This window comes from Pseudomonas chaetocerotis (genome assembly GCF_015712105.2).
GTDB lineage: Bacteria > Pseudomonadota > Gammaproteobacteria > Pseudomonadales > Pseudomonadaceae > Aquipseudomonas > Aquipseudomonas chaetocerotis.
Map to the genome: position 1 here is coordinate 239,533 of NZ_JACFYX020000007.1, position 20,303 is coordinate 259,835.

21 protein-coding genes are annotated in these 20,303 nt (G+C 61.2%); all 21 read right to left on the bottom strand.

Features of this window, described 5'->3' with window-relative positions:
• Window positions 1-14: 14 nt before the first annotated feature.
• Entirely contained in the window at window positions 15-1,151 is a 1,137-nt protein-coding gene (gene flhB, locus H3221_RS14590; RefSeq protein WP_196476388.1) for a flagellar biosynthesis protein FlhB, read from the bottom strand.
• A 9-nt stretch (window positions 1,152-1,160) separates the two neighbouring features.
• Window positions 1,161-1,937 (bottom strand): flagellar biosynthetic protein FliR, encoded by a 777-nt coding sequence (gene fliR / locus H3221_RS14595; protein WP_196476389.1) that lies wholly within the window; start codon window positions 1,935-1,937, stop codon window positions 1,161-1,163.
• 13 nt (window positions 1,938-1,950) lie between these two features.
• A complete protein-coding gene (gene fliQ / locus H3221_RS14600; protein WP_013714993.1) occupies window positions 1,951-2,220 on the bottom strand; it encodes a flagellar biosynthesis protein FliQ in 270 nt (89 codons plus the stop codon).
• A gap of 11 nt (window positions 2,221-2,231) precedes the next feature.
• Window positions 2,232-3,017 carry a flagellar type III secretion system pore protein FliP gene (gene fliP, locus H3221_RS14605; RefSeq protein ID WP_160017629.1) on the bottom strand — a complete coding sequence of 262 codons (786 nt, stop codon included), beginning with the start codon at window positions 3,015-3,017 and terminating at the stop codon, window positions 2,232-2,234.
• Window positions 3,017-3,448 (bottom strand): flagellar biosynthetic protein FliO, encoded by a 432-nt coding sequence (gene fliO / locus H3221_RS14610; RefSeq protein ID WP_196476390.1) that lies wholly within the window; start codon window positions 3,446-3,448, stop codon window positions 3,017-3,019. The genes fliP and fliO overlap by 1 nt, the downstream gene beginning before the upstream one ends.
• Before the next feature lie 2 nt (window positions 3,449-3,450).
• Entirely contained in the window at window positions 3,451-3,927 is a 477-nt protein-coding gene (gene fliN, locus H3221_RS14615) for a flagellar motor switch protein FliN (protein WP_196476391.1), read from the bottom strand.
• 70 nt (window positions 3,928-3,997) lie between these two features.
• Window positions 3,998-4,969, bottom strand: a complete 972-nt coding sequence (gene fliM / locus H3221_RS14620; protein ID WP_017679168.1) for a flagellar motor switch protein FliM — start codon at window positions 4,967-4,969, stop codon at window positions 3,998-4,000.
• Between the two features lie 12 nt (window positions 4,970-4,981).
• A complete protein-coding gene (gene fliL, locus H3221_RS14625) occupies window positions 4,982-5,503 on the bottom strand; it encodes a flagellar basal body-associated protein FliL (RefSeq protein ID WP_196476392.1) in 522 nt (173 codons plus the stop codon).
• A gap of 240 nt (window positions 5,504-5,743) precedes the next feature.
• Window positions 5,744-6,970, bottom strand: coding sequence for a flagellar hook-length control protein FliK (locus H3221_RS14630; RefSeq protein WP_196476393.1), 1,227 nt, complete (start codon window positions 6,968-6,970; stop codon window positions 5,744-5,746).
• A 107-nt stretch (window positions 6,971-7,077) separates the two neighbouring features.
• Window positions 7,078-7,431, bottom strand: coding sequence for an Hpt domain-containing protein (locus tag H3221_RS14635; RefSeq protein WP_196476394.1), 354 nt, complete (start codon window positions 7,429-7,431; stop codon window positions 7,078-7,080).
• 29 nt (window positions 7,432-7,460) lie between these two features.
• Window positions 7,461-9,149, bottom strand: coding sequence for an ATP-binding SpoIIE family protein phosphatase (locus H3221_RS14640; RefSeq protein ID WP_196476395.1), 1,689 nt, complete (start codon window positions 9,147-9,149; stop codon window positions 7,461-7,463).
• 2 nt (window positions 9,150-9,151) lie between these two features.
• Window positions 9,152-9,457 (bottom strand): STAS domain-containing protein, encoded by a 306-nt coding sequence (locus H3221_RS14645; protein WP_074916098.1) that lies wholly within the window; start codon window positions 9,455-9,457, stop codon window positions 9,152-9,154.
• An 85-nt stretch (window positions 9,458-9,542) separates the two neighbouring features.
• A complete protein-coding gene (fliJ, locus tag H3221_RS14650; RefSeq protein WP_021489636.1) occupies window positions 9,543-9,992 on the bottom strand; it encodes a flagellar export protein FliJ in 450 nt (149 codons plus the stop codon).
• A 46-nt stretch (window positions 9,993-10,038) separates the two neighbouring features.
• The gene (gene fliI / locus H3221_RS14655) at window positions 10,039-11,385 is read right to left on the bottom strand and encodes a flagellar protein export ATPase FliI (protein WP_196476396.1); all 1,347 of its coding nucleotides are present in this window, start codon (window positions 11,383-11,385) and stop codon (window positions 10,039-10,041) included.
• Entirely contained in the window at window positions 11,375-12,175 is an 801-nt protein-coding gene (fliH, locus tag H3221_RS14660; RefSeq protein WP_196476397.1) for a flagellar assembly protein FliH, read from the bottom strand. The genes fliI and fliH overlap by 11 nt, the downstream gene beginning before the upstream one ends.
• A gap of 3 nt (window positions 12,176-12,178) precedes the next feature.
• Complete coding sequence (gene fliG / locus H3221_RS14665) at window positions 12,179-13,195, bottom strand: flagellar motor switch protein FliG (RefSeq protein ID WP_160017619.1); 1,017 nt, start codon at window positions 13,193-13,195, stop codon at window positions 12,179-12,181.
• On the bottom strand, window positions 13,188-14,972 hold the full coding sequence (gene fliF / locus H3221_RS14670; protein WP_196476398.1) for a flagellar basal-body MS-ring/collar protein FliF: 1,785 nt from the start codon (window positions 14,970-14,972) through the stop codon (window positions 13,188-13,190). The genes fliG and fliF overlap by 8 nt, the downstream gene beginning before the upstream one ends.
• A 166-nt stretch (window positions 14,973-15,138) precedes the next feature.
• Window positions 15,139-15,468, bottom strand: a complete 330-nt coding sequence (gene fliE / locus H3221_RS14675; RefSeq protein ID WP_196476399.1) for a flagellar hook-basal body complex protein FliE — start codon at window positions 15,466-15,468, stop codon at window positions 15,139-15,141.
• A gap of 250 nt (window positions 15,469-15,718) precedes the next feature.
• Entirely contained in the window at window positions 15,719-17,134 is a 1,416-nt protein-coding gene (fleR, locus tag H3221_RS14680) for a sigma-54-dependent response regulator transcription factor FleR (protein ID WP_196476400.1), read from the bottom strand.
• A gap of 3 nt (window positions 17,135-17,137) precedes the next feature.
• Entirely contained in the window at window positions 17,138-18,352 is a 1,215-nt protein-coding gene (locus tag H3221_RS14685; RefSeq protein WP_196476401.1) for a sensor histidine kinase, read from the bottom strand.
• A gap of 223 nt (window positions 18,353-18,575) precedes the next feature.
• Entirely contained in the window at window positions 18,576-20,051 is a 1,476-nt protein-coding gene (locus tag H3221_RS14690; RefSeq protein WP_196476402.1) for a sigma-54 dependent transcriptional regulator, read from the bottom strand.
• Between the last annotated feature and the right edge of the window lie 252 nt (window positions 20,052-20,303).

The window sequence follows — 20,303 nt, forward strand, 5'->3', positions numbered from 1 at the left end:
GTAAGAGGCGCTCTTTACGAGTCGCGACGTAAATCCGGCGGAATCGGCAGGTCCGGCAACGGACCAGGCCGCTTGCCCTTGCCTGCCCGGTACTGTCGCAACTGATAGACGTAAGCAAGCACCTGAGCCACGGCCAGATACAGGCCAGCAGGAATTTCCTGGTCCAACTCGGTCGAGTGATAAACGGCCCGGGCCAGCGCTGGCGACTCCAGCACCATCACCTGGTGCTCCTGGGCAATCTCGCGGATCTTCAATGCCAGGAAGTCGCCCCCCTTGGCCAGCAATAGCGGCGCGCTGCCCTTCTCGGGGTCATATTTGAGCGCCACCGCAAAGTGCGTCGGGTTGGTGATCACCACGTCGGCCTGGGGCACTGACTGCATCATGCGCCGCTCGGCCATCTCACGTTGCAGCTGACGAATGCGCCCCTTGACCTCAGGCTTGCCCTCGGTGTCCTTGTACTCGTCGCGCACCTCCTGCTTGGTCATCATCAACTTCTGCTTGTGACTCCAAAGCTGGAACGGTACATCCACTGCGGCGATCAGGATCAGCCCGCAGGACAACCAGAACGCGCTCCAACCGACCACATTGAGGCTGTGCAGGATAGCGGGTTCGACCGGTTCATTGGCAATCGCCAGCAGATCGTCCTGATCCGCCGAAATCACCACCAACGCCACCGCAAGGATGACCAGAAACTTGGCCAGTGCCTTGAACAGCTCGACCAGCGCCTGAACCGAGAACATGCGTTTGAGGCCTGCCAGCGGGTTCATCCGGCTGGCCTTGGGTTGCAACGCCTCGGCTGAAAACAGCCAGCCACCCAGAGCAATGGGGCCGGCTATGGAGGCGATCAGCAAGGCAAGCAAAAACGGCTGCGTCGCCAGCAGCGCCTGCTTGCCCGAAGCCAGCAGGTACTGGGCCATACTGCCCTCGTTCATCAACACGTCACGCGGTAGGCTGAAATTACCGCGCATGATGTCCATCAGCACATTGCCCATATAGGCGCCGAAGATGATCAGCGCCACGGTGCCGGTGAGGGTCACCGCCAGTGTATTGAGCTCCTTGGAGCGAGCGATCTGGCCTTTCTTGCGCGACTCTTCAAGTCGCTTGCCTGTGGGTTCCTCGCTCTTGTCGGCGCCACTCTCGCTCTCAGCCATGCTGACTCCTCATCGCGTCAGAGCGAATTCGCCCAGCTGCTGCAGGGCGTCGCTGGTCAGCGCCTGGAACAGGTTGCCGAAATCGGAGAGGCTCACCCAGAAGATCACCAGGCCCAGGGCCAGGGTCAGCGGGAAGCCAATGGAAAAGATGTTCAGCTGCGGTGCCGCGCGGGTCATCACGCCGAACGCCAGGTTGATCACCAACAACGCGGTGACGGCAGGCAAGGTCAACAACAGGCCGGCACCGATCACCCAGCCCAGCTTGCCAGCCAGCGCCCAGTAATGATTGACCATCAGGCCCTGGCCATATGGCAGCGTGACGAAACTTTCCGCCAGAATCTCCAGCGCCACCAGATGGCCGTTGATGGCCAGAAACAGCAACGTCACCAACATCAGCATGAACTGCCCGAGCACGGGCACCGATACACCATTGGTGGGATCCACCATGGACGCGAAGCCCAGGCCCATCTGCATGGCAATGATCTGCCCGGCCACCGCGAACAAATGAAAGAACAACTGCAGGATGAAACCGAGCATGGCGCCGATCAGCACCTGTTCGAGGATCAACAGCAAGCTGCGCAGGCTGAGCGCATCGATCTGTGGCATCGGCGGCAAGGACGGTACCAGCACCACGCTGATCGCCAACGCCAGATAGAGACGCACACGAGTCGGCACCAGCTGGGTACCGATGATGGGCATCACCATCAACATCGCGGCGATACGAAACAACGGCAACATGAACTGGCCGACCCAGGCGCTGATCTGCTCGTTGCTCAATTCCAGCATCGCGCCCAGCCCCTCAACCGATGAGGTACGGAATGTTCTGGATCAACGTCTGGGTGTACTCCATCAGCTGACTCACCAGCCAGGGTCCGGCCCAGATCAGGGTGATCAGCATCACCATCAGACGCGGCAGAAAACTCAGTGTCTGCTCGTTGATCTGCGTGGCAGCCTGGAACATCGCCACGATGAGCCCCACCACCAGACTGGGCACCACCGCCAGACCAACGATCAGGACGATCAGCCATAGCGCTTCGCGAAACAGGTCAACCGCAACCTCGGGAGTCATCAAAGGCCTCGTTATAACGTGCCGAAACTGGCGGCCAGGGTGCCCATGATCAGCGCCCAGCCGTCGACCAGGACGAACAGCATGATCTTGAACGGCAATGAGATGATCAGCGGCGAAAGCATCATCATACCCATCGCCATGAGGATACTGGCGACCACCATGTCGATGATCAGAAACGGAATGAAGATCATGAAGCCAATCTGGAACGCGGTCTTCAACTCGGAGGTGACGAACGCCGGCACCAGAATGGTCAACGGCACGTCCTCGACGCCGGCCAGGTCGGTGCGTTTGGACAGTCGCACGAACAGTTCCAGGTCGCTTTCGCGAGTCTGCGCCAGCATGAAATCGCGGATCGGCCCCTCTGCCCGAGTCAGCGCCTCCTGAGCGACGATCTCCTCGTTCAGATAAGGCTGCAACGCATCGGTGTTAATCCGGTCGAAAATCGGCGCCATGATGAACATCGTCAGGAACAGCGCCAGGCCGACCAGTATCTGGTTCGAGGGTGTCTGCTGCAGGCCCAGCGCCTGGCGAAGAATGGAAAAGACGATGATGATGCGGGTGAAACTGGTCATCAGCATGACGAACGCCGGGATGAAACTGAGCGCCGTCATGATCAGCAGAATCTGCAGGCTGACCGAGTACTCCTGCTGGCCCTCCGCGTCCGTCGACAGGGTAATGGCCGGGATCGATAGCGGACTGCTGCCCTGCTGAATCAGCGTGCTGGCGCCAGGCGGGTCTTCGGCGAACGCCAGCGATGCGGCGAGACTCAGCACCAGCACCAGCAACAAACGCAGCATCAGGATTTGTCCTTCTGATCCTTGCCCAGCAGCTCCATCAGGCGCTGAGCAAATTCCGGTGTGGCCTGCTCGGCGTCGGCCAGGTGCACGGGCTCCTTGAGCACGTGCAGCGGAGTGATCCGCCCGGCAGACAGGCCCAGCAATATCTGTTCATTGCCCACCTGCACCAGCACCAGGCGATCACGCGGGCCCAGCGCCTGAGTCGCCAGCAGCTTGATCACCTGACCACCGCGCGGAGCCAGTTGCTGCACACGACGCAGCAGCCAGGCAAGCAGGAAGATCAGACCGATCACCAGCAGCAGGCCGAGCAGCAACTGACCGAGCTGGCCGGCTATGTCGCTGCCAGCCATGGGGGTCGCCGCCTTGCCGGTAGGTTCGGCAGCCATGGCCACCAGGGGCATGCTCAGAAACAGAGCGAGAAGACGAGCCATGGTCAGCGCAGCTTCTTGATACGTTCGCTGGGACTGATCACGTCGGTCAGGCGAATGCCAAACTTCTCGTTGACCACCACCACTTCGCCATGGGCGATCAACGTACCGTTGACCAGCACGTCGAGAGGCTCACCGGCCAGACGATCCAGCTCGATCACCGAGCCCTGATTGAGCTGCAACAGGTTACGGATCGTGATATCGGTGTTGCCCACCTCCATGGAGATGGACACTGGAATATCCAGGATCACGTCCAGATTGGGCCCATCCAGATTGACCGACAGGTTGCTGGTAGGCGGCGCGCTGCCGAACTCTTCCATCGGCGCACGCGGCGCTGCAGGTTGCGCCGCCTGAGCGGCACCCTGCCCGGCCAGCATGGCATCGATATCGTCCTGATCGGCATCACCTGCCTCGGCCAGCGCTGCGGCCCATTCATCGGCCAGTGCCTGCTCCTCGGGGGAGGTATTCTCTTCGTCTGCCATCGTGGTTCCTCGCCTGGCTTCTCTATTCGTTCGCTTCGGGCCTGGCGGCCCCTTCGGAGATGCCAGCGCCTCAGCGCTGGCGTTCGATTGGTTCCAGTACCTGCAAGGCCAGATTGCCCTTGTGCGCACCGAGTTTGACCTTGAAGGTCGGCACGCCGTTGGCGCGCATGACCACGTTGTCCGGCAATTCCACGGGGATCACATCACCCGGCTGCATATGCAGAATGTCGCGCAGCTTCAGTTGGCGACGGGCAACAGTGGCGGCCAGCGGCACGCTGACATCGAGGATGTCCTCGCGCAGGGCCTTGATCCAGCGTTCGTCCTGATCGTCGACATCGGACTGAAAGCCGGCATCGAGCATCTCGCGGATCGGCTCGATCATCGAGTACGGCATGGTGATATGCAGGTCGCCACCGCCGCCGTCCAGTTCGATATGGAAGGTGGACACGACCACCACTTCGCTCGGACTGACGATATTGGCCAGCGCCGGGTTGACCTCGGAGTTGACGTACTCGAAGTTGATGTCCATGACCGCGTGCCAGGCTTCGCGCAGATCGACGAAGGCCTGGTCGAGCACCATGCGCACGACGCGCAGCTCGGTGGGGGTGAACTCACGGCCTTCGATCTTGGCATGGCGCCCATCGCCGCCGAAGAAGTTGTCCACCAGCTTGAACACCAGCTTGGCGTCGAGGATGAACAGACCGGTGCCGCGCAGCGGCTTCATCTTCACCAGATTGAGACTGGTCGGCACGTACAGCGAATGCACGTACTCGCCGAACTTCATCACCTGCACGCCACCGACGGCAACGTCAGCCGAGCGGCGCAACAGGTTGAACATGCTGATGCGGGTATAGCGGGCGAAGCGCTCGTTGATCATCTCCAGCGTCGGCATACGCCCACGGACGATACGATCCTGACTGGTCAGGTCATATTGCTTGACGCTGCCGGGCTCCGCGGCGTCCTCGGTCTCGACCAGGCCGTCATCGACGCCGTGCAACAGCGCATCGATCTCGTCCTGGGAAAGCAGGTCTTGCACGGCCATCTTCGGCTCCCGCTACTGCAACACGAAATTGGTGAACAGCACCTGCTCGACCACAGTGCTGCCGGTTTCCTTCTGCGCCAGTTCCTGCACGCTGGCCAGCGCCTGCTGCAGAAGCATCTCCTTGCCCAGCGGCGTTTGCAGCGCGGCAAAATCCTGACCGGAGAGCAGCATCACCAGACGGTTACGCAATACCGGCATATGCACCTTGAGCTTTTCCATGCCGGCAGTATCGCGACTCATCAATGCCATGCTGACCTGCAGGTAGCGGGTGCGATTCTGGTGATTGAAATTGACCACGAAGGCCGGCATCAGATCCTGATAGACAGCCGGCTGACGCACTGGAGCCGCCGGTGCAGCGGCCTCTGCCGGCTCAGCCTGCTCGCTCTTGTCGCCCTTGCTGAGAATGAACCAGGTACCGCCCACGGAAAGGCCAACGGCCAGAAGCAGGCCCACCACGATCAGGATGATGAGTTTGAGCTTGCTCTTGCCGGCGGGTTGTCCGTCGGCAGCCGGTGCCGCTTCTTTCTTAGCCATGCCAATAATCCGTCAGTACCTACGTTCTTTCCGCATTCAAAGGGTTAAGAGCAAGTGTTATGCCAGCATATGAGCAGGCTTGTCTAACTCTGGGCTGCGGATTTAACAGGTCCAGCTCCCTGCTGTCACCCAAAATGCATTCGCCCGAGCACCTTTCGGCAACCCGGGCGAATGCAAGTCTAGCGGAGGAACACCGATCTTCGGGCATTGCCCAGTGTCCATAAAGTACTTAACCGCTACTCACGCGTAGTAGTCGACCAAACCACGGCCAGTGGTCACGTGCTCACTGCGCACTTCCTGATGGACACCAGACTGCAACTCGTCACTGGCAAGCAGACCATCACGCGAGCCGGAACCACCACGACCACCCTCGCCCTGCCCTTGCCAACCACGGTTAAGCGACTGATCGGAAACGTTGGCATCGGCCAGGTTCATGCCTTGCTGCGCGAACAGCTCACGCAGACGATGCATCTGCCCCTCCAGCGCTTCACGCACCCCGGCATTGGGGCTGGCAAACGTCACCTGGGCCTGGTCCTGAGACAGGTTCACGCGCACTTCGAGACGCCCAAGATCTGCCGGGTCGAGCTGAATTTCGGCCGATTTGAGGTTCTGGCTGGAAAGCCACATGACGCGATCCACCACCGCCTCACTCCAGCCGCCTTGCTGCATGGCGACCGGCTGACCAGGCACCAGTGGCAGACGCTGCGTAGCACCAGCCTGATGATTGAATGCCTGCGTCAGCGCATTGAGCTTGCTGACGAACTGATCGGGTCGAGTGGGCTGAGCACTATCCTTGAGACTCTCCAGCGCCTCCTTGGCCAGGCTTTCCAGCGGCAAATCCAGGGTCGCTTCTTCAGTGCTCTCCACTGTCGCCTCGCCTTTGCCCATGGCCGCCATGGCTGCGGCGAAGTCCGTGCTGGTCGCCACGCGCGCGTTCTTGATCGCGGCGTCCTGCGGCAACTGGGCCTTGCTTGCCTCTTGCGCTGGCTGCTTGAGCAGCGCCAACGGGTCGAGCCCCTCCTCCTCCGGCACCGACTCGGCCGCCTCAGCGACATCGGTGCTGGTGCCGGTGATCACCAGCGCCGGCAGGTCAGGCGACTCCTCGGTTGGTGGGGCTTCGTCTACCTGAGCCTGGATACCACCCAGTGCCATTGCCAGCAACGGATCGAGTTCTTCTTCAGCACCCTCCTGCGTCGGCAAGGAATTGCCGGGGGCGGCAACCGCAGGCTGCTCGGCGGCAGCAGAAGCGGCATCGGGCTCCTCTGCTGATGGCGCAGACTTCTGCTCCTGGCTGGTTTTGTCGGTATTGCCAGCTCGCTCGCCAGGCTTGGCCTGACGTTCCTTGGCATACACCTCGGCAAAGCTGGAAGCACCGTTTTTGCTGGGCTCCGGCGCTCTGGCCGGCTGCTTCGCTTTGCTCTTCACCTCAGGCGTAGCCTGCAGGCGTAGGTCGGGCAACACGGACATGGACGCTCTCCGTCTGATGGGTCGTGACAGGATCAGAGCAAAGGACGGGCCAACTCGGGAAAAGCCGTCAGAGCCTGTTCAATGTCTGCTGCGTTAAAAGCAGGCTCTCAGACGCGATAGCGCTGGCGCTCGGATTTGAACAGGATGCGGACGATGGCGAACTCGCGCTCGATCTGCTCGATCAGGGCCGGAGCCGGATCCAGAACCTCGCGCCGCCCCGCGTCTTCGAGCTCCTTGCACAAACTGGCCAGAAGCACCGCCCCCATGTTGCTGCAGCTACCTTTGAAGCTGTGCGCAGCCAGGCGCAGACCCTGCGCGTCACCCTCGGCCGTAGCTTCATGCAACAGACGCAGACGCTCCTCGGAGTCGGCCACGAAGGTATCGAGCAGAATCGGGTATTCGTCCTCCATGACGTCCTGCAGGGCCGCCAGGACGGCATCGTCGAGATGGATATCGGACACCGTGTCACCCCCTGAACAACAGCCTCGCATTATGCCTCAGAGGACCAGCAAAACTCCACGCTGACCCCCTGGCCAACCGGGGCGATCTGGAAACCATCACTGAGCTGACGTACCAGGGCAAGACCGCGACCACACAGGGCTTCGTCACCGCGCGCCATGACGGTGACCGGATCGAATCCGGGGCCACTGTCCTCGACCCGGACGATCAGTCGCCCTCCCCCTTCTTCCGGCAGCATCTGCACATGAAATCGGACATAGCCATCCTGCAGGGAGGCCAGACGCAGCCGTCGCTCCCGGTAGTACTCGGCAAAACCACTGGCATCCTGCTTGAGCGAGGAATCCAGGCCCATAACCCCATGCTCCAGGGCATTGGAATAGAGCTCGGCAAGCACGGTATACAGCTCGCCACCACGCGGCCGCAACGCCCGCACGTCCAGCAGCAGCTGCAGCAAAAATGGCAGAGGGTTGAAATGACGCAGGCTCAGTGCACGAAACTCGAAACTGGCCGACCAGTCCATCACGCTGCTCTGACCACTGTCGGCAAAGGCCAGTGGGCGAGGACGCTCATCGTCTTCGGCCAAGCCGACCTGAACCATGCTGACGTCATCCTGTTGCTCGCCACGGAACGCAGCCAGTGCCAGCTGGATTTCTTCGAACAATGCCTGCGGCTGACGATTGGACTCCAGAAGCTCGAGCAGACGCGCCTCGCCGAATAGCTGCCCTTGCTGGTCACTGGCCTCGAGCACGCCATCGCTGAGCAGAAAAATACGATCTCCCGGCGCCAGCGGATAGACCTCGCAGCGATCACTGAACGCCGCTGGTTCGAGGATTCCCAGAGGTAGATGGCGTGACACCAATGACTGACGCGGGCGACCATCGCCATGTAGCAGGTAGCCATCCGGCAACCCGCCACTCCACACCTCGAGCAAGCCTCGCTTGCTGCTGATGTTGAGCACGGTGGCGCAACAGAAAACGCCTACAGGAAGGATGCGCTTGAGCTTGGCGTTGATCTCGCGAAGGACCTCGGCAAGGGCATGGCCTTTGGCAGTCATGCCGTAGAACACCTCAGCCAGCGGCATCGCGCCAATAGCCGCCGGCAAACCATGGCCGGTGAAATCGCCCAGCATCACGTGCATGCCGCCAGACGGCTTGTACGCCGCCAGCAGCAAATCACCGTTGAACAGCGCGTAGGGTGACTGCATGTAACGGATATTAGGCGCATCCAGACAGCCGGAATGCGCCACCTTGTCGAATACCGCCTTGGCCACGCGTTGCTCGCGCAACAGGTGCTCATTGTGCCGAGCGATCAGGTCGCGTTGTTTCAATACCGTGTCATGCAATCGGCGCAGACGATCCATCGCACCGATCTTGGCCTCAAGGATCACCCTGTTGTAGGGCTTGGCGAGAAAGTCGTCGCCACCGGCCTCCAGACAACGCACCAGCGCTTCGCCCTCGGTCAGCGAAGTGAGGAAGATGATCGGCACCAGCGCCTCGCCGGCCTGATCCTTGATTCGTCGCGCCGCCTCGAAGCCATCCATCACCGGCATCAGCGCATCCATCAGGACCAGATGTGGGCGCTCCTGCTCGAACAGGGCCACCGCCTCCAGGCCATTGCTGGCGGTCAGGACACGGTGGCCCTGACGGCTGACGATGGTGGACAACAGCATGCGGTCGGCCGCGTTGTCCTCGGCGATCAGAATGGCAAGTCGCTCAGGCATGCTCAGCTGATCTTGAACAACTGCTCGAAGTTGGAGATGGCGAGGATCTTGCGCACGTCACTGCTGCAGTTGAGCAGGCTGATCTGCGCCGAATCGCCGCCAGCATGATCACGCAACAGCAGAAGCATGCCCAATGCCGAACTGTCCAGATAGCTGGTGTCGCGCAGGTCGACCTGATAACGCTTGGGCGTCTGATTGACGCGCTCATAGGCGTCACGAAATTCCTGATGGGAGGCGAAGTCGAAGCGTCCTCGAATCACAATGGTCAGCTCTTGCCCGTCTGCCGAGGGCTGCGAGGTAATGGCCATGTCTACTCCTTTGTCGAGACTTTGCCAGATAGGGCAATTCACGTTTGAAGGTGTAGCATCTGGTCGGCGACGAAACAACCTCTATTCAGGGTTCGCCACGGTCGATCAGGCGTTGCGCCAGCTCGTCGAGCAGTTTCTGTTCGCGCTTGTCTTCGGCCAATCGGGCTTCATCGATGTAGCGTTGGACCAGTTTGCGTAGTCCCTCGAGACGCGCATAGCGCTGCTGCCAGACGGCACGCACTTTTTCAAGATTGGCGCGATGCCATTCCAGACTTTGCTGCTGTTGGCCGACCGCCGTCTCCAGCTGCGACAGAAAGCGCTGGTAGTTCATCAGCCACTGACCGGAAACGCCCTTGCTGCCCTCGCTGATCCATTGTTGCTGGTAGTCGCCACGGAAACGTTCCAGCTCACCCAGCTTGGCTTCCGCCTGGCCGACCAGCCCCTGGCAATGCCCGAGTTGGCGCGCGGCCTCGCGTTCGGCCTTTTCTGCCATCTCGACGACCGGCTGCAGGCGCTTGGCGCGACTGAGACTCATCGATGCACGACCTCAGCGATGACGAAAAACACCTTGATCAACGCCATCATTGCCCCAGCAAGGCCGCCAACTGCTCACGACTCTGTGGCATGCCCACACTTTCATCCAGCCCCTGACGCAGGTATTGAGCCATGATCGGCTGGCGAGCGATGGCCTGGTCGGTGTCCGCGTCGCCACCCGGAACATAGGCCCCCACACTGATCAGATCACGGCTCTGCTGATAGCGTGACCACAACTGTTTGAATCGCTGCGCCTGCTTGAGCTGCTCGGGCGGTACCACTTGCGGCATGACCCGGCTGATCGAGGATTCGATATCGATCGCTGGATAGTGCCCTTCCTCGGCCAGACGCCGTGACAGGACAAAGTGCCCGTCGAGCACACCACGTGCCGCATCGGCGATAGGGTCTTGCTGGTCATCGCCTTCACTCAGCACGGTGTAGAACGCGGTGATCGAACCGCCGCCGGCTTCGGCATTGCCAGCGCGTTCGACCAACTTGGGCAACTTGGCGAACACCGATGGCGGGTAGCCCTTGGTCGCTGGCGGCTCACCGATAGCCAGAGCGATTTCACGCTGGGCCTGGGCATAGCGCGTCAGTGAATCCATCAGCAACAGAACGTTCTTGCCCTTGTCACGAAAGTACTCGGCGATGCGCGTGCAGTACTGCGCCGCACGTAAACGCATCAGCGGCGCTTCATCGGCCGGAGAAGCCACGACCACGGAGCGCTTGAGACCTTCTTCGCCAAGAATCTCGTCGATGAACTCCTTGACCTCACGCCCGCGCTCACCGATCAACCCGACCACGATGATCTCGGCCTCGGTAAAACGCGTCATCATGCCCAGCAGCACCGACTTGCCCACGCCGGTACCGGCGAACAAGCCCAAACGCTGACCGCGTCCGACAGTGAGCAAGCCGTTGATCGAACGAATGCCGACATCCAATGGTTGGCTGATGGGGTCGCGATTGAGCGGGTTGATGGCAGGGCCATCCATCGGCACCCAGTCCTCGGCCTTCATCCCGCCTTTGCCATCCAGGGCGCGGCCAGTGCCATCGAGCACTCGGCCAAGCATGGACATGCCCATGGGCAAGCGCCCGGCATCGGGCAATGGCACAACGCGCGCACCCGGCGCAATACCCGCCAGACTGCCCGCTGGCATCAGATAGATCTTGCCCCCGGAGAACCCCATCACTTCGGCCTCGACCTGAACCGGATGGTAGCTGTCTTCGTTGATGACCAGGCAGCGGCTGCCTATGGCTGCGCGCAGCCCTTCGGCCTCCAGGGTGAGACCGACCATGCGCAGCAGGCGGCCTTCGAGTATGGGTTGGCTGGGCAGGCTGATCGCATCACTGTAGCCCTCCAGACGCCGGGCGAAACTCACGCGGTCAACGCGCATCGTCGCGATCCAGGTCCAGATTGATGTCCGCTTCCGGCGGCTGGGTGCTCTGCGCACGCTGCTGCTCGAACAGTTGCTTGAGTGCCTGCGCCATGCGCGTCTCGACGCTGGCGTCGATCTGGCTATGCTCCGACTCGATACGGCACCCGCCCGGCAGCAGACTGTCATCCTCGAGGATGCGCCAGCTTTCCTCATGACGCTCGCGCAGCGCCTTGATCACCTCGAAGTCCTGGGGGTTGACCTGAATGCGTACGTTGCCCGCCCCCATCGGCAGCAGCTTGAGCGCTTCGCGCAGCACCTGGCGAATCTGACCGGAGTCGGTGCTCAGTTCACGCTGAATCACCTCGCGCACCATATGGCTGACCAGACGCACCATGGCCACTTCCATCTGCTGGTCCTGCTCGGCAATCGGATCGAGCAACTGCATCATGAGCGTTTCCAGGCTGCCGACCTTCAGCGCCAAGGCCGCGTCAGCCTCCTGCTTGGCCTTGATCTGGCCGGCATGGAAGCCATCCTTCTCGCCCGTGGCGAAGCCTTCGTTGTAGGCATCCTGGCGAATGGCTTCGAGCTCATCGAGCGTCAGCGGTTTGACATCTTCGAGTGCGACCTCTTCGATCTGCGCGGTGTCCTGTTCCTCGACCTCGGCTGGAGGCTGCACCTGTTCATCAGCAACAGCTTCGGCTTCTGTCGGGTCTTCACCCGGCGCATCGAAGCTGGGCAACGCCCAGCGGTCGAACGTGCCGAGATCCTTGGCGCGAATCAGCTCGCTCTCGGGCTCCTTGGCAGCCATGGCTTAAACCATCTCCTCGCCACCTTTGCCGCCGAGCACGATCTCTCCGGCTTCGGCCATGCGCCGGGCGATGGTGAGAATTTCCTTCTGCGCCCCTTCGACGTCGCTGACACGCACCGGCCCCTTGGCCTCCAGGTCGTCGCGCAGCAACTCGGCTGCGCGTTTGGACATGTTCTTGAAAACCTTGTCCTTGATTGCCTCGTCGGCGCCCTTGAGCGCCAACACCAGGACCTCGGACGAGACTTCGCGCATCAGTGCCTGGATGCCACGGTCGTCGACATCGGCCAGATTGTCGAAGACGAACATGAGGTCTTCGATCTGCGTCGACAGGTCTTCGTCCACCTCGCGGATGGAGTCCATCAGCTGACCTTCCACAGAGCTGTCGAGGAAGTTCATGATGTCCGCCGCACGCTTGACGCCGCCCATGGTGGCACGCGTGGTGTTGGCGCTGCCGGAGAACTGCTTCTCGAGGATCTGGTTGAGCTCCTTGAGCGCGGACGGCTGCACGGTATTGAGCGAGGACACGCGCAGGATGATGTCCAGGCGCACCTTGTGGTCGAAATGGCTGAGCACTTCGCCGGCCTGGTCCGGATCGAGATAGGCGACGACGATGGCCTGGATCTGCGGGTGCTCGTAGCGGATCACATCGGCGACGGCGCGCGGCTCCATCCACTTCAGGCTGTCCAGACCACTGGTACTGCCGCCGAGCAGGATGCGGTCGATCAGATTACCGGCCTTGTCCTCACCCAACGCAGAGGTGAGCATCTTGCGGATATAGGCATCGGAACCCACACCGAGGCTGGTCTGGTCGCCGACGATATCGACGAACTCGGCCATCACCTGCTCGACCTGCTCGCGATGGATATTGCGCATGCCGGCCATGGCCACACCGACGCGCTGCACTTCCTTCGGCCCGAGATGACGCAACACCTGTGCGGCATCGGTCTCACCCAGCGAAAGCAGCAGAATCGCAGCCTTGTCGACCTTGTTCAGCTTGGTAGCGGTACGATTCTCACTCATCGGCGTTGATCCACTCTTTCACGACCTGGGCGACGCGGCCAGGATCTTCCGCTACCAGACTCTTGATAGCGTTCAGTTGTGCATCATACCCCTCGCTGGGGCTCGGCAACATGATGCTCTGCGGCCCACCGAGACTGACGCGATCGTCGGATAGTTCGCCGTCCAGACCTCCCATTGCGCCAAGTTCCACATCGCCGGAACCTGCCAGCTCCTTGCCCCTGCCGCCGCCGGTGATGTTGTTGAGTACCGGGCGCAGCACACCGAACACCAGCACCAGGATGAACAGAACGCCGAGCACCTGCTTGACGATGTCCCAGAACCAGGGCTGGGTGTAGAACGGAATATCGGGGATTTCCTCGCCCAGCGAGGCAGTGAAGGCCGTGTTGATCACACTGACGCTGTCGCCGCGGCTGGCATCGAAGCCCACCGAATCCTGGACCAGACGGGTAAAGCGCGCCAGATCATCGGCCGTCCACGGCACTCGGCTGCTCTCGCCAGTCGCAGGATCGACACGTACCTGGTCATCCACCACCACCGCTACCGAGAGCCGACGCAGACGCCCCTGCTGCTGACGGGTGTAGCTGATCGACCGGTCCAGTTCGAAGTTGCGGGTGGACTGCTCGCGCTTGTCTGCCGGGTAAGGTGCCAGCATCGGCTGGCCGGTTACCGGGTCCATGATCTGCTGGCCATTGGCGTCGACCAGCGGCTGACCCGCGGCGACCGGGCCTGCCGGTGCAGCCGCACCAGCAGCCTGCTCCGGAGCGGCAGCCGGACCCGGTGGCTGATTGGACAAAGCACCCGGCACGCCCTGCGGCGGCAGGCTGCTCTGGCGTTGTTCATTGACCTGCTGCTCACTACGCAGCGCGGGTTGATCCGGATTGAACATTTCGGAGGTGGATTCAACCGAGCTGAAATCCACGTCAGCCGATACTTCCGCCTTGTAGCGACCGGTGCCCAGCACTGGCTGCAGAATGTTGTGCACGCGTTGGGTGAACAACGTTTCCATGCGGCGGGTGTAGTCGAACTGCTTGCCAGCCATGCTCAGCTCGGACAATTCCTGCTGATCGGAGAGCAGATTGCCCTTCTGGTCGACCACCGTAACCTGGCCCTTGTCCAGCTCAGGCACGCTGGTCGCCACCAGGTTGACGATCGCCATGACCTGGCTGGGCTCCAGCCCACGTCCCGGGTACAGCTCGACCAACACAGAGGCAGACGGTTTGCGCTCATCACGCACGAAAACGGACGCCTTGGGCATGGCCAGATGCACACGCGCCGCCTTGACGTTATTGAGGCTGGAAACCGTACGCGCCAGCTCGCCTTCGAGGCCACGGCGATACCGGGTCGCTTCCATGAACTGGCTGGTCCCCAGGCCCTGCTCACGGTCGAGGATTTCGAACCCGACGCTGTTGTCGGTCGGCGCCACACCAGCGGCAGCGAGGCGCATGCGCGCACGTGCCAGATCGTCAGCCTTGACCAGCAGCGCGCCGGAATTGGGTTCGATGGTGTAATCGATGCCGGACGTGGTCAGAGTATCGACCACCTGGGAAGCATCCATACCATTGAGGCTGCCATACAGCGGACGATAGTCCGGTTGCTGCGACCAGAGCACCACGGCAAAACCGATCGCCACGCTGGCAGCCAGACCGACCAACAGGCCGAGCTGACGCAGCACCGACATCTCCGCGAGGTTTTCCAGGAAGCTGAGGCCCAGCAGGGGCTTCTTCGGCTCACCCGGTTCGGCCTTGGCCGGTACGTTTGCTACTGCTGCTTCAGCCATGGATCAATCCTCAGAACCTGTTCAAAATCTTGCGAGCTAGAGGTATGCAAGGCAAAAACAGGCGAAAAACGACCGGGGTCGCGCTCGACTTTACGAGCTGTAAATGAGCATTTTGAGTCTGTTTTTAACGCGGCAGACCCGACGCACAGCAGATTTTGCATAGGTTCTACACCGGCATCTGCATGATGTCTTGATACGCCTGGACCAGCTTGTTACGCACCTGGGTCATGGCCTGGAAGGATACGCTGGCTTTCTGCGAGGCGATCATCACGTCGGTCAGGTCGACCCCGCTCTGCCCCATCTCGAAAGCGGTCGCCAGTTTATTGGAAGCCTGCTGGGTCTCGTTGACCTTGTTCACCGCCTGGCCGAGCATGTCCGAGAAACTCGGCGCCCCTTGCACTGGCTCGCTCGCAGCAGGTTTCTGACGCGCCATGGCCTCAGCCTGCATGGAACGCATTTCCAGCATCAAGCGATTGAATTCGACACCTTGGCTCATGACTTCCTCCACTGCCCGCTTTTTGACACTAACGGCGCTATGCAGGGGTATTTGCAACAAGGGTGCCAGAATGAACGGAAATTCGGAGAGTGGTACTACCTGAAAGCCGGTCACGATGATCGGTGCGCACAGCGCACCCTACGGCCGGACGTTCATGTAGGTGCGCCGTGCGCACCGCGAAGTTGACGACACACACGAACCGCCATGGAGCACTGCACCTGACAGGCTGCGATGCTCCCGACGATAAGTCTCAGCTGGCGTACAGATAAGCCTCGACATCCATGCCGGCATCACGCATCTGCGCCAGCTTGTAACGCAGGGTTCGCGGGCTGATACCCAGGCGCTCGGCAGCTTCCTTGCGACGACCACGCTCGGCACGCAGGGTATCGATGATGACCTGGAACTCACGACGACGAAGATCCTCGCCCAGCGCGCCGGCATCGACCGCACCCGGCGACTCGACCGGTTGCGCCATTGGCGGCGCAACGCTAGGTACCACGGCCAGGCGCGGCGCCGCAGCCTGCACCGATTGGCCGATGGGCGCATGCAGGCACAGATCCTGCGCCTGAATCACACCCCCCTGTTGCAGGATCAATGCGCGCTGAATGGCGTTGTCCAACTCGCGCACATTGCCCGGCCACTGATGTTGCACCAGGCTTCGCGCAGCCGACTCGGACAGCCTCACGTGAGGCTGATTCATTTTTTTGACGTGCTTGGCCAGCAGTCGTTCGGCCAGCGGCAGAATATCGGCAGGCCGTTCACGCAGTGGTCGCCAGGCCAGGGGAAAGACCGACAGACGATAATAGAGATCTTCACGGAAGCGCCCAGCCGCCACCTCACTGGCCAAATCACGGTTGCTGGTGGCCAGCACACGAATGTCCAGGTTGATCGGCTTGCGCGCCCCAACCCGCTCTACCTCACGCTCCTGCAGCACCCGCAGCAACTTGGCCTGTAGCCCCAGCGGCATTTCGGAAATTTCGTCGAGCAAAATGGTGCCACCGTCAGCCAGCTCGAACTTACCCGGCTGAGCGGTGACCGCACCGGTGAATGCGCCCTTCTCATGCCCGAACAAGGTGGCCTCAAGCATATTGTCGGGAATTGCCGCACAGTTGATGGCGATGAAAGGCCCGGATGCACGCGGCGACTGCTGATGGATATAGCGCGCCAGCACTTCCTTGCCGGTGCCGGACTCGCCCGTGATCATCACCGTCGAATCACTCTGCGCCACGCGCGATGCCAGCTCCAGCAGCTGCACGCTGGCCGGCTCGAGCGCGACCGGACCGTCACGATCTCCCGCCGTCAATTTTCCGAGTGCATGCCTGGCCACCAGCTCCAGCAACGTGCGCGGCTCGAACGGTTTGACCAGATAATCAGCGGCGCCCTGGCGAATGGCATCCACCGCCCGCTCCACCGCGCCGAACGCCGTCATCAGCAATACCGGCAGTTGCGGATAGCGACCACGAATCTGCGCCAGCAGTTGATGACCATCCATGCCCGGCATGTTGACGTCACTGACCACCAGCCCGAACGGCTCTTCGGTCAACGCGACCAACGCCGCCTCGGCACAATCGACCGCCCGATAATCATGCCCGCCCAGGCACAGGGTATCGGCCAGGGCTTCGCGCAGCGCGCGATCGTCTTCAACCAGCAGGACTTTGGTAGCCATGGATTACTCCTGATTCGAGTGAGGCGCTGCACCTTGCAGCGGCAAGGAAACGATGGCGCAGGTACCACGACCCGCACGCGATTGCAGCAGCAGCTGGCCCTGATGAGCTCGCGCCACCGCCTTGACCACCGCCAGCCCGAGGCCGGTGCCAGTGGTCTTGGTGGTAAAGAACGGTTCGCCGAGGCGCGCCAGGGTTTCCCTGCTCATCCCCGGCCCGTTGTCACTGACGCATAGACGCAGCTGATCACCACGGCGATAGAGATGAATCTTCAGACGCGCATCACGCCCGGCAGCCTGAATGGCGTTGTCGATCAGATTGAGCACAGTGCCCACCAGCGTGTCGCGATTGCACAACAGCTCGCCATCGCGCACATCGCACTGCCAGCGCACGGCCATATCGCCCACATGTGCATCGGCAGCCGCACGCAGCGCATCGAACAAGACAGGCGGCGACAGGCGATCCGGCAACGGCAGCTCGCCCCGGGCGAAGATCAGCATGTCGCGCACCTGGTTTTCCAACTCGTGCAGCCGCTCCTTCAAACGCCCGGCGAAGCGCTGCTGCTGCTCGGCTGGCAGTACCTGCTCGTTCAGGTGGCTGGCATAAAGCAGCGCAGCGGAGAGTGGCGTACGGATCTGATGCGCGAGAGAGGCGACCATGCGCCCCAGCGCCGATAGACGCTCATGACGAGAAAGCTGATCCTGCAGGCGACGGGTTTCTGTCAGGTCGGTCAGCAGCACAAGCTGCCCAGGCTCCCCGTGCAGAGAACGTGTGGCGATGGAAAGACGGCGGCCGTCACGCATGGAGATTTCATGACCATCGTCTTCGCGCGGCGCAAAGTTGCGAGCGATCACCTGGCGCCAGAGCATACCCACCAGTGGCTGTCCGAGCAGTGCACGCGCGACGGGGTTGGCCTCACGCACCACGCCCTGACCGTCGATGACGATCACACCGCCAGGCAGCAGATCCAGCAGGCTTTGCAGGCGATGGGCCAGGCGCTCCTTCTCCGCCAGCTCCTGCATACGCTGAGCACTGACCAGTGCCAGTTGCCCCTTCAACTCATTGACCCGCGCCTCGAGCAGGCTGTAGGACTCGCTGAGCTGATTGGACATCTGATTGAACAGGGCAAAGGCCTGCTCCAGTCCTGCGCGGCTGGCGTGTTCGAGCGGCGCAGGTGCGCCTGGCTCGGCTGACTCGGTAGGACGACGGTTGGCTTCCATCTGCTTCTCTCATACGACGCACCGTCAGAAGACGGTCGGATACAAGAGCTTTAGCAATCCCCGTGCCTACTTTTTTATTCTTATTTATCAATTACTTGAAAAAAAAGCCGGAGCTCGCGTCAAAGCTCCGGCTTTCGGGTGACCACTTTCCAGTAGGGTGCGCCATGCGCACCAGCTCTACGGGATCATGACTTCTGGAGCTGCGCGGCCGCTCCCAGCCACGTCAATCCTCGTCCTGACCATCTTCTTCGCGACGGCTCATGCCGTACTTGCGCATCTTCTCGACCAGGGTGGTACGACGAATACGCAGGCGCTCGGCCGCACGCGCCACCACGCCACCGGCATCATCCAGCGCTTGTTGAATCAACCCTTGCTCCAGATTGCCGAGATAGTCTTTCAGGTCCAACCCCTCCGGCGGCAGCATGGCTGGCGTATCGAGGCCCGGCAGACCGGCCATGATCGCAGCGCGCTCTTCCATTTCATCGCGCAAGCTGGCTGCAAGCTGCTCATCCTCGTCATCGACATGACGGAACTTCTTCGGTAACTCGCCCACCCCGATCACCCCATAGGGATGCATGATCGCCATGCGCTCTACCAGGTTGGCCAACTCGCGTACGTTGCCAGCCCAGTCATGGCGACACAACGACATGATGGCGGCCGAATTGAAGCGAATGGAGCCACGCTTCTCATGCTCCATGCGCGAAATCAACTCGTTCATCAGCAACGGGATATCTTCGATACGCTCGCGCAGCGGCGCCATCTCGATGGGGAAGACATTGAGGCGGTAATACAGGTCCTCACGGAAACTGCCGTCCTCGATCATCTTCTCCAGGTTCTTGTGCGTGGCAGCGATGATGCGCACATCGGCCGTCTGCGTCTTGTTGCTGCCCACACGCTCGAAGGTGCGTTCCTGCAACACGCGTAGCAACTTGACCTGCATCGGCAGCGGCATGTCACCGATCTCGTCGAGAAACAGCGTGCCGCCGTTGGCCAGTTCGAAGCGCCCTGCCCGACTGGTGATAGCCCCGGTGAAGGCGCCCTTCTCATGACCGAACAGCTCACTTTCCAACAACTCGGCCGGAATCGCGCCGCAGTTGACCGGCACGAAGGGTGCCTCGCGACGCTTGGAGTGGTAGTGCAGATTGCGCGCTACCACTTCCTTGCCGGTCCCGGACTCACCAAGGATCAGCACACTGGCCTCAGTGTCGGCGACCTGCTGCATCATCTGCCGCACCTGCTGAATGGCGCGGCTGGTACCGACCAGGCTACGGAACAGATTAGGCTCGCGCTGCCGACCACGATCACGGGCCTGATCGTACATCTCGCGATAGACCTGGGCACGGTGCAGCGAATCAAGCAGCTTGTTATAGCTGAGCGGAGTCTCCAGGCTGGCCAGCACCCGCCTGCGCAAATCTTCCGGCCATTCGACGATGTTGGAGTCGCCAACCGTCAATAGCGGCAGGAACTCATCCCAGCCAGCAATCTGCTTGGTCAGCTCGAGCGCGCCCCCCTTGGCCTCGACATCGCCCAGCAAGACGCTGAGCACTTCGCGACTGGACGCGAGCTCGGCAACGGCATTGCGCCAGTCCTGGCTGGTACAGGCCAGATGCTCTTCCCCGAGAAAACTCAGAATGATCGCCAATTCGTGGCGGCGCGCAGCATTGTCATCGATCAACAGGATTTTGGTTTCACGCCACATCTTGTGCTTGTCTGACCCGAGAAGTGAGGGAAATTGCGCGCCAGATCTTCGACGCGCACCGGCAATTAGCCACTAGTAAAGTCAAAAAATTGAAGCCAGTCAATTTTATGGCGTAACTTTTTTGCTCGCCAATGGAATTAGCTAAGCAGCTGTTTGCAGAGCCGGGTAGTGGCAACCGATAAAAAAGCAGGAGAAACGAAAACGGAGAAAGGGGACAACCGAGCCGAACCTGCTGGCTAAACTCGGTAAACA

Bases quoted from the DNA above. Each gene is read 5' to 3' on its own strand.
- fliI (WP_196476396.1), bottom strand. From the start codon at position 11,385: ATGCGCGTTGACCGCGTGAGTTTCGCCCGGCGTCTGGAGGGCTACAGT.
- flhB (WP_196476388.1), bottom strand. From the start codon at position 1,151: ATGGCTGAGAGCGAGAGTGGCGCCGACAAGAGCGAGGAACCCACAGGC.
- H3221_RS14690 (WP_196476402.1), bottom strand. From the start codon at position 20,051: ATGTGGCGTGAAACCAAAATCCTGTTGATCGATGACAATGCTGCGCGC.
- fliL (WP_196476392.1), bottom strand. From the start codon at position 5,503: ATGGCTAAGAAAGAAGCGGCACCGGCTGCCGACGGACAACCCGCCGGC.
- H3221_RS14640 (WP_196476395.1), bottom strand. From the start codon at position 9,149: ATGCCTGAGCGACTTGCCATTCTGATCGCCGAGGACAACGCGGCCGAC.
- H3221_RS14630 (WP_196476393.1), bottom strand. From the start codon at position 6,970: ATGTCCGTGTTGCCCGACCTACGCCTGCAGGCTACGCCTGAGGTGAAG.
- fliM (WP_017679168.1), bottom strand. From the start codon at position 4,969: ATGGCCGTGCAAGACCTGCTTTCCCAGGACGAGATCGATGCGCTGTTG.
- fliE (WP_196476399.1), bottom strand. From the start codon at position 15,468: ATGAGCCAAGGTGTCGAATTCAATCGCTTGATGCTGGAAATGCGTTCC.
- fliR (WP_196476389.1), bottom strand. From the start codon at position 1,937: ATGCTGGAATTGAGCAACGAGCAGATCAGCGCCTGGGTCGGCCAGTTC.
- fliO (WP_196476390.1), bottom strand. From the start codon at position 3,448: ATGGCTCGTCTTCTCGCTCTGTTTCTGAGCATGCCCCTGGTGGCCATG.
- fliJ (WP_021489636.1), bottom strand. From the start codon at position 9,992: ATGAGTCTCAGTCGCGCCAAGCGCCTGCAGCCGGTCGTCGAGATGGCA.
- H3221_RS14645 (WP_074916098.1), bottom strand. From the start codon at position 9,457: ATGGCCATTACCTCGCAGCCCTCGGCAGACGGGCAAGAGCTGACCATT.
- fleR (WP_196476400.1), bottom strand. From the start codon at position 17,134: ATGGCTACCAAAGTCCTGCTGGTTGAAGACGATCGCGCGCTGCGCGAA.
- fliH (WP_196476397.1), bottom strand. From the start codon at position 12,175: ATGGCTGCCAAGGAGCCCGAGAGCGAGCTGATTCGCGCCAAGGATCTC.
- fliP (WP_160017629.1), bottom strand. From the start codon at position 3,017: ATGCTGCGTTTGTTGCTGGTGCTGGTGCTGAGTCTCGCCGCATCGCTG.
- fliQ (WP_013714993.1), bottom strand. From the start codon at position 2,220: ATGACTCCCGAGGTTGCGGTTGACCTGTTTCGCGAAGCGCTATGGCTG.
- fliG (WP_160017619.1), bottom strand. From the start codon at position 13,195: ATGAGTGAGAATCGTACCGCTACCAAGCTGAACAAGGTCGACAAGGCT.
- fliN (WP_196476391.1), bottom strand. From the start codon at position 3,927: ATGGCAGACGAAGAGAATACCTCCCCCGAGGAGCAGGCACTGGCCGAT.
- fliF (WP_196476398.1), bottom strand. From the start codon at position 14,972: ATGGCTGAAGCAGCAGTAGCAAACGTACCGGCCAAGGCCGAACCGGGT.
- H3221_RS14685 (WP_196476401.1), bottom strand. From the start codon at position 18,352: ATGGAAGCCAACCGTCGTCCTACCGAGTCAGCCGAGCCAGGCGCACCT.